Source organism: Arthrobacter sp. 260 (assembly GCF_013116745.1).
In the GTDB taxonomy this organism is placed as follows: domain Bacteria; phylum Actinomycetota; class Actinomycetes; order Actinomycetales; family Micrococcaceae; genus Arthrobacter_D.
Window position 1 is genome coordinate 151,973 of sequence record NZ_JABFOE010000006.1, and the last position, 13,761, is coordinate 165,733.

Consider the following 13,761-nt stretch of genomic DNA (forward strand, 5'->3'; position numbering starts at 1 on the left):
CTGCAGGGGGCGGATCCCTCTTTGGGGGTCCGCCCTTTTGCGTCCTCCCGTCGCACCAGCGAGCGCGTTCGGCGCAGATCCATTGACCCTCCCCATGGGGACCCCTAGGATTTTATCCAATCAGTAGAAGTGTTCTTCCACGATGTGAATAAACTTTTCATGTTTCGGCGCTGCTGATCCGTATAACAAAGGGGTTCTACGACATGACATTGCACACCAGCTCCACGTCAACGGTCCTGGACGGGCTCCGGAACAGCTCGGTGTCCGACGACGACCGGCTTGCGGCCAGCACCGACCGCTCCGGCTATGTCTCGGAGTCCCTCCCCGATGGGGTGGTCTTCGCCGAGACGACTGACGACGTCGTACATACCGTTCAGCTCGCCGCCGCCCATTGCACCCCGCTTGTCACGCGCGGCGCCGGAACCGGGCTCGCGGCGGGGGCCTCGGCCCGGTCGGGCGAGATCGTCCTGGACGTGTCCCGGATGAACAAGATCCTCCGGATCGACCCGGTGGAGCAGCTCGCCGTCGTCGAACCCGGAGTGCTCAACGCGGAGCTGAATGCTGCCGCCGGCGAGTACGGGCTGTTCTACGCGCCCGACCCGGCGAGCACGGCGATCTGTTCCATTGGCGGCAACGTAGCGACGAACGCCGGCGGGATGCGCTGCGCGAAGTACGGGGTTACCCGCGAGGCGGTGCTGTCCCTTAACGTGGTGCTGGCCGACGGCCGCCAGCTCAGGACCGGCCGCGAAACCATGAAGGGCGTCTCCGGGTATGACCTGAATGCGCTGATCGTCGGCTCGGAGGGCACGTTGGGCGTCGTCACTGAGGCGACGCTGCGGCTCCGCCCGTTGCCAATCGCGACGGCGACCGTCGCCGCGTTCTTCCCGGACTTCGCCACCGCGGCGAAGGCGGCGTCCGCGGTCACGGCATCTCGGATCCAGCCTTCGATGCTTGAGCTGATCGACGGGCAGACGCTGGAGGCGATCGACATGGCGATGGGCACCACCTATCGGTCACAGGGCGGCGCGTTCCTGCTGGCCCAGACCGACGGGTACGGCGCACACCTGGAGCAGGATGTGGTGATCGAGGCGATCAAGCCGTTCGCCACGTCCATTGAGAAGGCGAACGACGACGAACACGCCGCCGAGCTGGTGACCGCCCGCCGCGAGGCCATTCCCTGCCTGGAGAAGCTGGGCCGGGTGTCGATCGGCGACATCGGGGTGCCGCGCGGCCGGCTGGCCGAGGTGGCGGTGGGGCTGAAGGACATCTCGGAGCGCACCGGGGTCCGGATCTACTCGGTGGTGCACGCGTCAGACGGGAACCTGCACCCGATGCTGGTGCTGAATCCTGAAGACTCGGTCACCGAGGGGCCGGCGAAGGTTGCCCTCGGGGAGATGTTCTACCTGGCGAAGAGCCTCGGCGGGACGCTGACCGGCGAGCACGGCATCGGGCTGCTGAAGCGCGACTGGCTGCTGCCCGAACTCGGCGAGGTGTCCCTGGACGTCATGCGCACCATCAAGGACGCCCTCGACCCGCACGGAATCCTCAACCCCGGGAAGGGCATCTAGCCTCTCGGAAGGGCGGGCGGTCCGGGACTCCCGGGCCGCCCCTCTTTATGTGCCCACACAAAAGTGCCGCACCTGCAGGGAAGTGGTCGCCCGACGGCGATTCTGCGGGTGCGGCACTTTTCTGTGGATGGGGGGTGCCGGTAGACCACTTTTTTGTGGGTGGCTGCGGGCGGATAGGGGTGCTAATACGTGGTGAAGGGGCGGCGTCCGGGTTCTGGGGACACCGCCCCTAGCTTTTGAGTCTAAACGCGGTCAGGTGATGCTGGTGGTCTAGACGCGATCCCGGGTGTCGACGTCGTCAATGTCGTCGCCGGAGCCCCTTGAGCCACGGCCTGCAACTGCCGAGTCGTTAGAGCTACCGTTGCCTCCCCGTAGCCCTCGGCTGCCAGCTGCCGAGTCGTCGGAGCTACCGCCACCGACCCGCGAGACCGCCTCCTTGCCCTGGAACCGCATCATCCACCGGGCCAGGAAGAACAGGCCGATGAGCAGCGCCGCCAGGACGAACGTGCCCAGGTTAGCGCCGAAGCCGAAGATGAACAGCGACGCGACAGCCCCTGCGGCCAGACAGTAGTAGAGGGTCACGAGGATGGTCTTGCGGAGCAGGTCACCCTCCCGTCCCAGCAAGCCCACTGTGGCCGACGCAGCGACAATGTTGTGGATCGCAATCGGGTTACCACCCGCGCCACCGACCGCCTGCGCAGCCACTACCTGCTCCGGCGGCACCCCGATAGCAACACCGGTGGAGAACTGGAACTGGGCGAAGGTCAGGTTGGAGACAGTGTTGGACCCGGCCACAAACGCACCCAGCGCACCGATGAACGGCGCAATGACTGGCCAGGAGACGCCCGAGATGGCTGCAGCACCCTCCGCCAGGGTGACCGGCATGCTGGACAGGCCAGACGCGTTGAGGTCCGGACCCGACTGGATCAGCACTCGCACCAGCGGCACCGCGAACAGCAGGGCCACGGCGGTGCCAGCCAACTGCTTCCCCGAGACCTTGAGGGTCTCGGCGATCTGCTGACCGTTCATCCGATGAATCAGGTACCCGAAAACGGCGGCGAGGATCATCAGGAAGGCCGGCGAATAGAACGGCTGCACGGTGGTGGTGATCCCGGTGCCAAGAATGTTAGCGAACGGAATCTCGATGCCGGTCAGGAATTCCTTCAGCGATGGGATCACCCGGGTGGCGACCAGCAGCGACGCCATCAGCACGTACGGCGACCAGGCGCTGATGATGCTCATGTGGGTGCGGGAATCGGTCGCCTGGGTCGGTTCGATGGAGCCCATCCAGCGGTCGGACCAGGAGGACCGCGGACCGAAGTCGAACGTCTCCTTTGGCATCAGGAACCCCTTGCTGGAGGTGAACATCACCAGCATCAGACCGATCAACCCACCGAACAGGGAAGGGAACTCCGGCCCCAGGAACCGCGCCACGATCACGTACGGAACGGTCATCGCGAGTGAGGCGTAGATAGCGAACGGCCAGACGGCAAGACCGTCACGGAAACGCCGTTCCGGTCCGAAGAAGCCGGTCAGCATGCACACCAGGATCAGCGGAATCAGGATGCCCACGATCGCGTGGATGGCCGCGACCTGGAAGCCGATGTTCGAGACGAACTCCGGCATGGTCAGCCCGAGGACGGCGATGCGCTCGTCCACCGCAGGGTCGCCACCCAGCCCGTTGGTCACCCCGACGAGGATAGGAGTGCCCACCGCGCCGAAGCTCACCGGGGTGCTCTGGATGATCAGGCCCACCATGACGGCGGCCATCGCCGGGAAGCCCATGGCCAGCAACAAGGGGGCGACGACGGCGGCCGGTGTACCGAACCCCGAGGCGCCCTCGATGAAGCTGCCGAACAGCCAGCCGATGATGATGGCCTGAACCCGCCGGTCAGCCGAGATGTTATTGAACCCGGCACGGATGCTGGCCATCGCCCCACCAATGGTGAGGGTGGAGAGCAGCAGCAACGCACCAAAGACGATGTAGAGCAGGGTCGCGGCGACGATGAGCCCCTCCAGGGACGCCGCGACGATGCCGGTGAAATCCATTTCCCAGACCAGCAGTGCTACCAGCACCGCCAACACGTAGCCGACCGGCATGGCGTATTTGGCTGGCCAGCGGAATCCCGCCAGCAATACCCCCACCACCAGAATCGGCGCTAACGCCAACAAACTGAGCACCGCAAGATTGTCCATGGACCAGTCCCCTTTGACTGTGACTCCGCACGACTCCACGACTGTGAGCACGCGTCGGCACCAAACTTCGCACCAACATCACGTTTCACATCGTGGAATTATTTTTCCTTTAGCGATTTCGACACTAGGTCCGGGGATATACACAGTCAATGGTCCACGAGCGTATTCGGCTCAAAGGCCGCGAACGTGCGATAAGCGGTAGGTGAAGCCCGGCGGGCCGGGAACCCGACTAGACGCCGTCGTCGGACACCTCCCGCAGATGCATCCGCTCGCCCTGGCGCCCGAACAGGCTCATGAATTCCACCGGGTTGTCATCGGCCCGGCCGAACCAGTGCGGTGTGCGGGTGTCGAACTCTGCCGCCTCCCCCGCTGGCAGCACAATGTCCCGATCCCCCAGCACCAGCCGCAGATTCCCGTTCAGCACATACAGCCACTCATAGCCCTCGTGCACCTGCTGAGTTGGCGTTTCCTGACGGGTACCGCCGGGCAGGATGTGCTTGTACGCCTGGATTCCGCCGGGCTTGCGGGTCAGCGGGATGAGCGTTCCCCAGCTGGCGGTGATCGGTCGCAGGTGCACGCGCGGGTCGCCGGTGGTCGGGGCGCCCACCAGCTCGTCGAGCGGCACCTGATGCACCTTTGCTAGCGGTAGCAGCAGCTCAAGCGTCGCCTTCCGCTGGCCAGCTTCCATCCGCGAGAGGGTGCTGACGGAGATGCCGGTGGCCTTGGCCAGCGCGGTCAGGGTGATGTCCCGGCGGATCCGCAGTGCTTTCAGGCGGGGCCCGACGGCGGCCAGCGCCTCGTCTATTTCCTTGTCCATGCTCCTAGTTTGCCATATCAGCAAAGATGTTTGCACATCTAGATATGCGGCGTCAGGATAAAGGACATGAACACACACACCACTTCCCTTACCTCCACAGACGTCTACGACGTCGTCATCGTCGGGGGCGGCGCAGCTGGCCTGAGCGCAGGCCTGATGCTCGGCCGCTGCCGCCGCTCCGTCGCGATCATCGACGGCGGCGAGCCACGCAACGCACCCGCCGCGGGGGTCCACGGCTTCCTGACCCGCGACGGCATGAAGCCCGCCGAGCTGCTGGCGATCGGCCGCGGCGAGGTCGAGTCCTACGGCGGCACCATCATCGACGGACAGGTGGTCGCCGCCGGACGCGACGGCAAGGACTTCACCGTCACCCTCGCCAGCGGCCAGGTCGTCACGGGCAAGCGCCTCCTGATCGCCACCGGTCTGGTCGATGGCCTGCCCACCGTCCCCGGCATCAGCGAGCGCTGGGGCCGTGACGTGCTGCACTGCCCGTTCTGCCACGGCTGGGAGGTCCGCGATCAGACAATTGGGATTCTCGCCACCGGCCCGATGGCCTCCCACCAGGCGCTCCTGTTCCGTCAGTGGAGCGACAACATCACTCTCTTCCTCCACACCAACCCCATGCCCGCAGCCGAAGAGCTGGAGAAGCTCGCCGCCCGGGGCATCCGCGTGGTCGAGGGAACCGTCCAGAAACTCAAGGTCGAGGAGGACTCGCTGCGCGGTGTCGTGCTCGACGACGGCCGGACCATCCCGCTGGACGCCGTCGTCGTCGGGCCAACCTTCAACGCCCGTGCGGAAGTGTTCGCCGACCTGGGGGTGGCGACAGTCGCTCACGAGTCGGGGGCGGGAACCTTCATCGCGACGGGTGATGCTGGTGCCACGAACGTCCCCGGCGTCTGGGCGGTGGGCAACGCGGCGAACCTGATGGCGCAGGTGCTCGCGTCGGCAGCCGATGGCTCGTGGACCGGCGCGATGATTAATATGAGTCTCATGGAAGACGAGCTGCAGCGCGACCTCGCGGCACACCGCAACACCACTGACGCCAACCAGACAAAGGTGACCGCATGACCTCCCACGACCACCACAGCCACGATCACCAGCCCACCGAGTACGACCAGGCCTACTGGGACACCTTCTATAACGAGCGCCCGGCCATCTGGAGCGGTCAGCCCAACCCGCAGCTGGTCGCCGAGGTGGCTGACCTGACGCCGGGCTCAGCGCTCGACGTCGGCAGTGGCGAGGGTGCCGACGCCATCTGGCTGGCCCGGCAGGGCTGGACGGTGACCGCCGTCGACATCTCCCAGGTGGCACTCACCCGGGGTGCGGCGATCGCTGCGGCCGACGAGGAGTCGGCCGCCCGGATCACCTGGGACCGGCAGGACCTGCTGCGGTGGGCGCCGCCGGAGTCGTCCTTCAACCTCATCTCCGCCCAATTCATGCACCTGCCGAAGGCCGAGCGTGAACCGCTGTTCACCCGGCTGGCGGCCGCCGTCGCGCCGGGTGGCACCCTGTTGATCGTGGGGCACCACCCGACCGACATGGAGTCCGGCGCGCACCGGCCACCCCGGGCCGACCTCTTCTACACGGCTGAGGAGATCGCCCACCTACTGGATCCCGGACAGTGGGAGATTGTCACTGAATCCCGGGAACGGGTGCAGAATCACGACGGCGAGGCGTTCACCATCCACGATGCTGTGCTCAGCGCACGCCGGACAGCGTAGGTCAGTTTCCGCGCTCCGGGAAGGATTTGGGGGCTTCCCGCCTTATAGAAGGGGAGCTGTCCGCAGCACCACCCCCCCCCCACACTTAAGGAATTCCATGACGTATCAAGCAAACACGCCAGTCGCCGCCACGGCCGCCCAGACCATCTTCCGGGTTGCGCTGGGTGGCGTCCTGGTGGCGCACGGTTCGCAGAAATTGTTCGGCTGGTTCGGCGGTGGAGGCATCGACGGCACCAGCAAGGGCATGGACGCCATGGGCTTCCGTCCGGCCAAGACCAGCGCCGTGCTGGCCGGGGTCGGCGAGGCTGGAGCGGGCCTTGCTCTCGCCGTCGGGCTCGGCACTCCAGTAGCTGGCGCTGCCGCCGCAACCACGATGGGTGTCGCCGCGAGCGTGCACACCCCGAACGGTTTCTTTGCGACCGACGGCGGGTTTGAGTACCCGGTGGTGTTGGGCATTGCCGCAGCGTCGTTCGCCATTGCCGGCGCGGGTGCAGTGTCTCTGGACTCGGCCACCGGGCACGTCCTGGACCGTCCGTGGATGCGGGCCACCGCGTTGGCTGCCATCCCCGTCGCCATCGGCATTCAGCTCTACCGCCGGCACAAGACCCTCGCGGGTGACGCGAAGTCAGAGTCGGAAAAGACTCCCGTCGCCGAGGGATCAACCGACCCGGCGTAAGCAGTAGCTCGCAGAGGCCGTGCACCGGGGTTCCGGTGCACGGCCTCTCGCGTTAAGGCTGGTGGCACAATGAGTGCCATGACGGCAATCATGCTCGGATGGGACCCGGATCGGCGGGAGGAGTGGCAGTTCGCCTACGCCTCAGCGGCGGACGCCATCCGTGCAGACGGCGTCGCATCAGTCAGCTGGCCGGCATCTGTCTCACCTGGTGCTGCCGGGGCCGACGTCTGGATTGTCCTGCAGGGCGGTCACGAGCGTGGCTTACTCGGGCATGGCACGGTGGCCGACGTCCGTGGCCCTGCCGGTCAGTCGCCCGACGACGACGGCTCCCTCCCCGTCGACCTGGACCTCCTGCTCCCCCGCGGCGAACACATCCCGGAGTCGGTACTGCTTGATCGGGTGCCGGGCATCGAGTGGGGCGCCGATCCGACGTCGGGCACACTGCTCGCTCCCGAAGATGCGTTATTGCTGCGTGCCGTATGGGCCGAGCATGCGCCGTCTTCAGCTGTTGATCCCGTCACCCCGATCCCGGGCACCCTCCCGATGAGTGCCCTGACCCGGGTCGTGGTAAACCGGTACGAACGAGATCCCGACGCCGTCCGGCTGTGCCTCGCGCACCACGGAACCAGTTGTGCGGTCTGTGGGTTCAACTTCGAGGAGACCTTCGGGGCGGCCGGGCGCGAGTACATGCAGGTCCACCACATTGTGCCGGGGTCGCGAATGGACGCCGACTATGTGCTGGATCCGCTGACCGACCTTGTTCCGCTGTGTCCCAACTGCCACGCGATGACGCATCGTCGGACACCTGAGCCGTATTCGTCAGCCGAGTTACGTCGGCTGATCCGCCCGACGACCCATCTGGAGGGGACCCTCGTCGACCCCGCTGAGCTGTGCGCCCAGGAGGACGCTGCGCGAATCCTCGGGGCAGGCTAGCTACGATCACCCAGCATCGGTGCTGTCCGCGGGTTGGCTAACGGTTGGAGTGGGTTGCGGCACCACTACACCTGACGGGCCGAAGCCGCCGATCACGTTGACCAGGAACACCAGGACCAGACCGAGTCCCGCAAGTTGAACCGAGACGGACAGGCACCCGGGCTTCTTCTTAGATCGTTGCGGCTTCCGCCGTGGTGGTCGGGTGTTACGTGGGCGGTCAGCGCCTGCGGAGGTGGCCGACCGGTCAGGCAGTTGGGACCGGGTACGTCCGCTCGCCAAGCGGCGATGCTGAAGCATGGAAGCGGCCCCGTCTTCGGATCCCAGGCCCGCGGTTGTCAACAACATCGGACTCTTCTCGCCGCCGAGAAGTTGCCGGAGATAGTGGTGGATTGCGGTGACAAATTCCGGTTCCAGGACTTTGGGCAGCGCCCGAACGGATGCCTCAATGGTGTTCAACCCCTCGACCCGCACTCCAGATGCAGTCACAACCTTCAGGTCCGGTTGGCCCACCAAGCAGAGCCAGGTCTGGACAAGCTGCCGATGCTGAGGCTCGAGTAGCGCAGCAATTGCTCCCGCCTGGTCCAGGGCGGACGCGGACTCCTTTGATCGCACGGCGCCGTTCTGCGTGAGTTCACCCCGCCGAAGCTGAACCTCACCAGACCAATTCTTCGCATCAATGATCAACACGCCGCCCGGGCCCACCAGGAGGTGATCGAGGTTGGCCTTCGGTCTGCCCGGCCAGTGCAAATCGTGCAGGGTAAGCCAGCCCTCGCCCGCAAGCAGAGCAAGACGGTCCGCCACCAACAATTCGCCGGCAGCGCCAGCGTTCCATGCCCGATGGGCGCGCTCGGCGTGCTGCACCTGTTGCTGCAGGCGCAGGACTGTCTCATGTGCCTGCGCGAGCTCGCTCTTCAGTCGGGTTACCCGTTCAGCTGCAAGCCGCGCCTGTTCAGCAGCCCCCGCACCAGCCGTCATCGCTTCTCCCCCGTCAGATCCTGCACCCAGCCTAAATCTGCACAGGTCTGAGGTGGTGCAGTATTCACGCAGGAGACTGTCAGGAATTGGGCACGCCCTAGGCCATCGGCTGAAGCTTCTCGGTTTCCCGGCGTCGACCTGGAAAACGAATAATCCCGGTGGCCATCGCCGCCAACCACACCGACAGTGCGCCGATTGCTAGCCCCGCCGGAACGTCCAGAATGTAGTGCCACCCGAAGTAGACCGTCGCCAAGCCCGTGAACCCGACATACGCCCACAACAGCCACCGGAACGGTCGCGGCAACCGCACCAGATGGGCCATCAGAGCGGCCGTAAAGACTATCGACACGTGTAGTGAAGCAAACGCAGCGATCCCCTGCATCGACTGCGTCGCATTCGGATCGACCAGCACTTCGAGCCGATTCTCGTAGAGCGACTCCTGCAGATCCGAGGTCGCGGTCATCGGTAGATCCGTGAATGAGGACTCCTCCACATAGATCGGCCCCAACGACGGCAGGAGGTAGTAGGCGGCGGTGGCCAGAATCCAGTTGAAGCACAGGGCACTCACATACCAGGCGCCGCGCGACAGGTCGTCTGACCACACCATCGACACCGCTAACGACACCGGCACGAAAATCAGGAACGAGACATAGACGACCGACAGGAACTCGGCCGTGAAGCCCGTTCCCAACAGGTCATGGAGCACATCGCTGGGGTTGCCTCCCCCAGCAAGCCACCGGTCGGTGTCCACCAGCATGGAGTCGGTCAGCCGGTCCCTTAGGAACGGCAGGAAACTCTTCAGGTTCCGGTACGCCACCTACGCAAAATAGAAGCTCGCCATGCCCGCGGCGATTGCCGCCACCCGAGGCATCGTCCACCGCGACCTGACGACCCGGCCCACAGTCCGCAGCAGGGTCCGAACCGTCGGGCGCTGCGCGACCACCCGGGGCACCACGTCGGCCACCATCACCAGCAGCACAATCAGCGGCAGACGGACGTAGCTGGGACCAAGAAATCCATCCGGATCCCGCACCGGCAAACCATTCAGCGCAGCAGTCGCCAGCATCAATGCCATGAAGGTAACCGTGGCCACCAGGGGGATGCCAAAGAGCCCCCGCCACGGCGAGATGACTTGTTTGGCTTTATTGCTCATTTTCGGATTTTACCGCGCCGCTATCGGATTGTATGAAAAGCAATCGTTATGACCTGGATTTTGACGCCGAAAACTGAATCAGGAGATCTTTCTTAATTATCCTGGCCCGCAGACGCGAGGATTGAGGTCAACAGCCCGGGGAAGACACTGTCCAGGTCCTCCCGGCGCAGCCTGTTCATCCGGGCCGTGCCTTCGTACCGCTGCCGCACAATGCCCGCCTCGCGGAGGACGCGGAAATGGTGTGTGCTGGTCGATTTGGTGACCGGGAGGTGAAAAGCGCTACACGACAATTCCGTACCGGATTCCGCCAGGGTCGTGACGATACTCAGCCGGAGCGGATCCGAAAGTGCGTGCAACACCTCAGTAAGGCGAAGCTCCTCGGACAGCGGGTGCCCCACCTGCCGTGGGAGAGGTTCTGCGCTCATAGCCGAGCTCCTTCATGTCGAACTAGTACGACGAAAGTTGTACTAAGACTTTCATCGTTGTACGTTGAACATCGTACCAACCAACAATCGAGAGGCATTGCCTTGGCTGACTCAACACTTTTTGACACCACCGCCGTCGGGAGCCTGGAGCTCGCCAACCGCGCCGTCATGGCGCCGATGACCCGCTCCCGGGCCGACGACAAGGGCGTTCCCACCGACATGATGGCCACCTACTATGCGCAGCGCGCCTCGGCCGGCTTGATCATCACCGAGGGCACCCAGCCCAATGCACTGGGCCAGGGTTACCCCTTCACGCCGGGCCTACACACCGCCGAACAGGTTGCTGGCTGGCGATCGGTCACCGACGCCGTCCACGCCGAGGGTGGCAAGATCTTCGCCCAGATCATGCACACCGGCCGCATCGGCCACCCGAGCCTGCTGCCCGACGGTCAGGTCCCGGTTGCACCCTCAGCCATCCGTCCGGCGGGCCAGGTCTTCACCACCAACGGCATGCAGGACTTTGTGGTTCCCGAAGCCATGACCGTGCAGGACATCACCGACACTGTTGCTGATTACGCGACGGCCGCCCGCCTCGCCGTCGAGGCCGGCTTCGACGGCGTGGAGATTCACGGTGCCAATGGGTACCTTCCCCACCAGTTCCTGGCAAGCGGCACCAACCATCGCACCGACGAATACGGCGGTTCACCCGTTGCCCGCACCCGCTTCCTTGTTGAGGTGATGCAGGCAGTTGTCGACGCCATCGGTGCCGAGCGGGTTGGCTTCCGCCTCTCCCCCGGCAACGAGTTCAATGACATCTCCGAAGATGACGTTCTGGACACCTACACGTCGCTCCTTGAGCAACTGGTTCCTCTGAAACCCGCCTATCTTCACATCGTGGAGGCCCGGGAGGACAGCGTCAACGAGCGCATCCTGGACCTCTGGAAGGGGACGCTCATCGTCAATCCGTCGCCCCTGGTCCAGAACCAGGAAGCGGCAGACAAGGAGCGCGCCGACCGATGGCTGGCACGCGGCGCCGACCTCATCGCGTTCGGGCGTATGTTCCTCGCCAACCCGGACTTCGTGGAGCGGCTCGCCACCGATGCCCCACTCAATGAAGCCGATGGCAGCACCTTCTATGGCGGTACCGAGGTGGGCTACACCGACTACCCCACCCTCGTCGCCAGCTCCTAGCCGGGCACACCCGCCCGCCTCCTCCCGCACCTGCACCTGCACGCGGGAAGAGGCGGGCGGATCCGTCGTCGTCATATTGCGCCACCGCAGCGGCCCCAGGTCCTAATCCCCCAGCCGGCGTGGAATTATGAATCCCGTGAATCTACTCATCGATCGGCCGACCGCCGACGACGCCGATCAGCTCACCGACCTCGCCGCCATCACCTTCCCGCTGGCGTGCCCCGCCTCGTCCCGGCCCGAGGACATCGCTCACCACATCGCCACTGAGCTTTCCGCCGCGAAATTCCGCGAACATCTCGCCGACCCGACGAAGACGCTGCTCAGCCTGCACGACGGCGACGGCGAACGCCTCGCCGGTTACAGCATGCTCATCCACGGCGACCCGACCGACGCCGGGGTGCGCTCCTCGTTATCGACCTTCCCCACCGTTGAACTGAGCAAGTTCTACGTTCACCCGGACCATCACGGCCAGGGACAGGCCTCAGCCCTGATGCAGGCAACCCTTGAGGCTGCTGCCCAGACCGGCGTGCGAGCGGCTTGGCTGGGAACGAACAACGAAAACCTTCGCGCGATCCGCTTCTACGAAAAGCACGGCTTCACCAAGGTGGGGGTCAAGACGTTCCGGCTGGGTGTCGGCGTCGAAAACGACTTCATCTTCGAACTGACACTGCCGGAGCGCTAAGCCGCCGAGAAGACGAACCTAGCTTTCGGGCTCGGTCTTGAAATTGATCATCTTGTGGCTGCCGTCGCAATAGGGCTTGAGCATCGATGCCCCGCACCGGCACAGAGCGACAGTCTTGCGGGTGCGGCGTAGCGGGTTGCCGTCGGGATCGACGATGTCGAAGTCCCCACGCACCAGCAGCGGGCCATCAGGAAACGCCACGATGGTCTGCCGTGACGTCGACCGCGCCGGACCGCCATCCAGCGCGGTTACGTCGTCAGGCGCGTCGTCGTCGTGCGCGCCGCCGTGCGCGTCCGATCCGCACATGCTCATGCCGGAACCGTAGCGGAGGAACGGAGCGATGAGGTGCCCGCGTTCCAGGCGTCGAGGATGAACCCGGTCATCCAGGTGTCCACGACGGCGGCCGCCGCGGCACCGAAGAACACGTCCTCGAGAAGCTCCGGATCGGATTCGACCAGCCCGCCCGCCATGTCCCGGCTGGCGATCTGCTCGTGCACGGCGTCGGCCTCAACATGCTCATCGAAGTAGGCGGCGACGGCGTCGTTGTACCCGAGCCTCCGGCATCCCCGCGCGTACATGCGGTTCGCGAGCGAGGAGGTCATCTCGTAGGCGGCAAGGTGGCCCACGATCGCACCGCGGAGCCGACGGTTGAGGCCGAACAGCGACATCAGGTTCGACGACGCAAGGGTGATCGCGGGCACGGAATCGAGGTAGTGGCCGTAGCTGTCGTCGAGCCCGACGCCGCGCATCGACTGGGCGTAGAGCGTTGCGTGCATCCGGTCCGGTGCGCCGCCACCGTACTCGTCGGCCTGGATCTCCACCAGCGCCGCCTTCGCCCGCCCGGTGAGGCGGGGAATGGCCCACGTGTGCGGATCGGCTTCCTTGAGCGTGTAGATGGACTTCTGGATTAGGAACTCGCCGATCTGCTCCTCGGTGGCCTGCTTGGCGACGTAGCGGGACATGCTCGGTCCGCCGTCGGCACCGGTCAGCTCAAACAGCCCTCCGGCGACGGCGGCGCTCGTCGGCTCGGGGAGCTCCGGCAGCGTCACGATGGACCGGAGCTGCGCTTCGTAGGCCTGCTCCAGCAGCCGTCGGACGGCAATCAGGTCGGGATGCCACTCCCAGTCGGCGCCGGTGCCGTCGATGCCGCTGTAGTGCAGCTCGAAGAGGCAGAAGAGGGTGAGCTGGAGGTCGTCGTCGAACGCGAAATCCTCGGTGGCGGCAATGGCGTCGCGCGTCAGTGCGGCGAGGTCCTCCCGCGGGTTTGTGGCACCGGGCTGAAGCTCTTCCGGGCCATTGAGAATGTCGAGCAGGAGCGAGCTCACCGGGCCGCGAGGCTGAGGTTGTTTCAAGACGGGACCCCTATCGTTGGGCGGTCAAACAGTTGGTATCGCAAGTCCTAAGCCTACTTGCTATTCGGTGGA

The 13,761-nt window shown here is 65.2% G+C and carries 15 protein-coding genes; 7 read left to right on the plus strand and 8 right to left on the minus strand.

The features are described from left to right. Positions 1-203 precede the first annotated feature (203 nt). On the plus strand, positions 204-1,568 hold the full coding sequence (locus HMI57_RS08990) for an FAD-linked oxidase C-terminal domain-containing protein (protein ID WP_171585609.1): 1,365 nt from the start codon (positions 204-206) through the stop codon (positions 1,566-1,568). 270 nt (positions 1,569-1,838) lie between these two features. Here the strand turns inward: HMI57_RS08990 and HMI57_RS08995 are convergent, their stop codons facing one another. Both HMI57_RS08995 and HMI57_RS09000 read right to left on the minus strand, forming a co-directional pair. After that, positions 1,839-3,764 carry an L-lactate permease gene (locus tag HMI57_RS08995; RefSeq protein ID WP_171585610.1) on the minus strand — a complete coding sequence of 642 codons (1,926 nt, stop codon included), beginning with the start codon at positions 3,762-3,764 and terminating at the stop codon, positions 1,839-1,841. A gap of 229 nt (positions 3,765-3,993) precedes the next feature. Further along, complete coding sequence (locus HMI57_RS09000; protein ID WP_171585611.1) at positions 3,994-4,581, minus strand: XRE family transcriptional regulator; 588 nt, start codon at positions 4,579-4,581, stop codon at positions 3,994-3,996. Between the two features lie 66 nt (positions 4,582-4,647). Here HMI57_RS09000 and HMI57_RS09005 point away from each other — a divergent pair, with 66 nt between their 5' ends. The 4 genes from HMI57_RS09005 (at position 4,648) to HMI57_RS09020 (ending at position 7,911) form a co-directional block, all read left to right on the plus strand. Then, positions 4,648-5,649: an NAD(P)/FAD-dependent oxidoreductase gene (locus HMI57_RS09005; protein WP_171585612.1), complete on the plus strand. Its 1,002-nt coding sequence runs from the start codon at positions 4,648-4,650 to the stop codon at positions 5,647-5,649. Further along, positions 5,646-6,302 carry a class I SAM-dependent methyltransferase gene (locus HMI57_RS09010; protein WP_171585613.1) on the plus strand — a complete coding sequence of 219 codons (657 nt, stop codon included), beginning with the start codon at positions 5,646-5,648 and terminating at the stop codon, positions 6,300-6,302. Before HMI57_RS09005 ends, HMI57_RS09010 begins: the two co-directional genes overlap by 4 nt. A 97-nt stretch (positions 6,303-6,399) precedes the next feature. After that, positions 6,400-6,978: a DoxX family protein gene (locus HMI57_RS09015; RefSeq protein ID WP_171585614.1), complete on the plus strand. Its 579-nt coding sequence runs from the start codon at positions 6,400-6,402 to the stop codon at positions 6,976-6,978. Positions 6,979-7,056: 78 nt separating this feature from the next. Then, entirely contained in the window at positions 7,057-7,911 is an 855-nt protein-coding gene (locus tag HMI57_RS09020; RefSeq protein WP_171585615.1) for an HNH endonuclease, read from the plus strand. A gap of 6 nt (positions 7,912-7,917) precedes the next feature. On the opposite strand, the gene HMI57_RS09025 is transcribed toward HMI57_RS09020, so the two are convergent. From HMI57_RS09025 to HMI57_RS09040, 4 genes are all read right to left on the minus strand, one after another. After that, entirely contained in the window at positions 7,918-8,886 is a 969-nt protein-coding gene (locus HMI57_RS09025) for a nuclease-related domain-containing protein (RefSeq protein ID WP_171585616.1), read from the minus strand. 97 nt (positions 8,887-8,983) lie between these two features. Then, the gene (locus HMI57_RS09030; RefSeq protein WP_171585617.1) at positions 8,984-9,703 is read right to left on the minus strand and encodes a phosphatase PAP2 family protein; all 720 of its coding nucleotides are present in this window, start codon (positions 9,701-9,703) and stop codon (positions 8,984-8,986) included. Further along, positions 9,704-10,039 carry a hypothetical protein gene (locus tag HMI57_RS09035; protein ID WP_171585618.1) on the minus strand — a complete coding sequence of 112 codons (336 nt, stop codon included), beginning with the start codon at positions 10,037-10,039 and terminating at the stop codon, positions 9,704-9,706. Positions 10,040-10,131: 92 nt separating this feature from the next. Further along, positions 10,132-10,464: a helix-turn-helix domain-containing protein gene (locus HMI57_RS09040; RefSeq protein WP_171585619.1), complete on the minus strand. Its 333-nt coding sequence runs from the start codon at positions 10,462-10,464 to the stop codon at positions 10,132-10,134. A gap of 102 nt (positions 10,465-10,566) precedes the next feature. Here HMI57_RS09040 and HMI57_RS09045 point away from each other — a divergent pair, with 102 nt between their 5' ends. Together HMI57_RS09045 and HMI57_RS09050 are read left to right on the plus strand one after the other, a co-directional pair. Next, on the plus strand, positions 10,567-11,655 hold the full coding sequence (locus HMI57_RS09045) for an alkene reductase (protein ID WP_171585620.1): 1,089 nt from the start codon (positions 10,567-10,569) through the stop codon (positions 11,653-11,655). A gap of 127 nt (positions 11,656-11,782) precedes the next feature. Further along, positions 11,783-12,337 carry a GNAT family N-acetyltransferase gene (locus tag HMI57_RS09050; RefSeq protein ID WP_171585621.1) on the plus strand — a complete coding sequence of 185 codons (555 nt, stop codon included), beginning with the start codon at positions 11,783-11,785 and terminating at the stop codon, positions 12,335-12,337. Between the two features lie 18 nt (positions 12,338-12,355). On the opposite strand, the gene HMI57_RS09055 is transcribed toward HMI57_RS09050, so the two are convergent. After that, positions 12,356-12,649 (minus strand): CDGSH iron-sulfur domain-containing protein, encoded by a 294-nt coding sequence (locus HMI57_RS09055; protein WP_346655173.1) that lies wholly within the window; start codon positions 12,647-12,649, stop codon positions 12,356-12,358. After that, entirely contained in the window at positions 12,646-13,689 is a 1,044-nt protein-coding gene (locus tag HMI57_RS09060) for an iron-containing redox enzyme family protein (RefSeq protein ID WP_171585622.1), read from the minus strand. The genes HMI57_RS09055 and HMI57_RS09060 overlap by 4 nt, the downstream gene beginning before the upstream one ends. Positions 13,690-13,761: the final 72 nt, after the last annotated feature.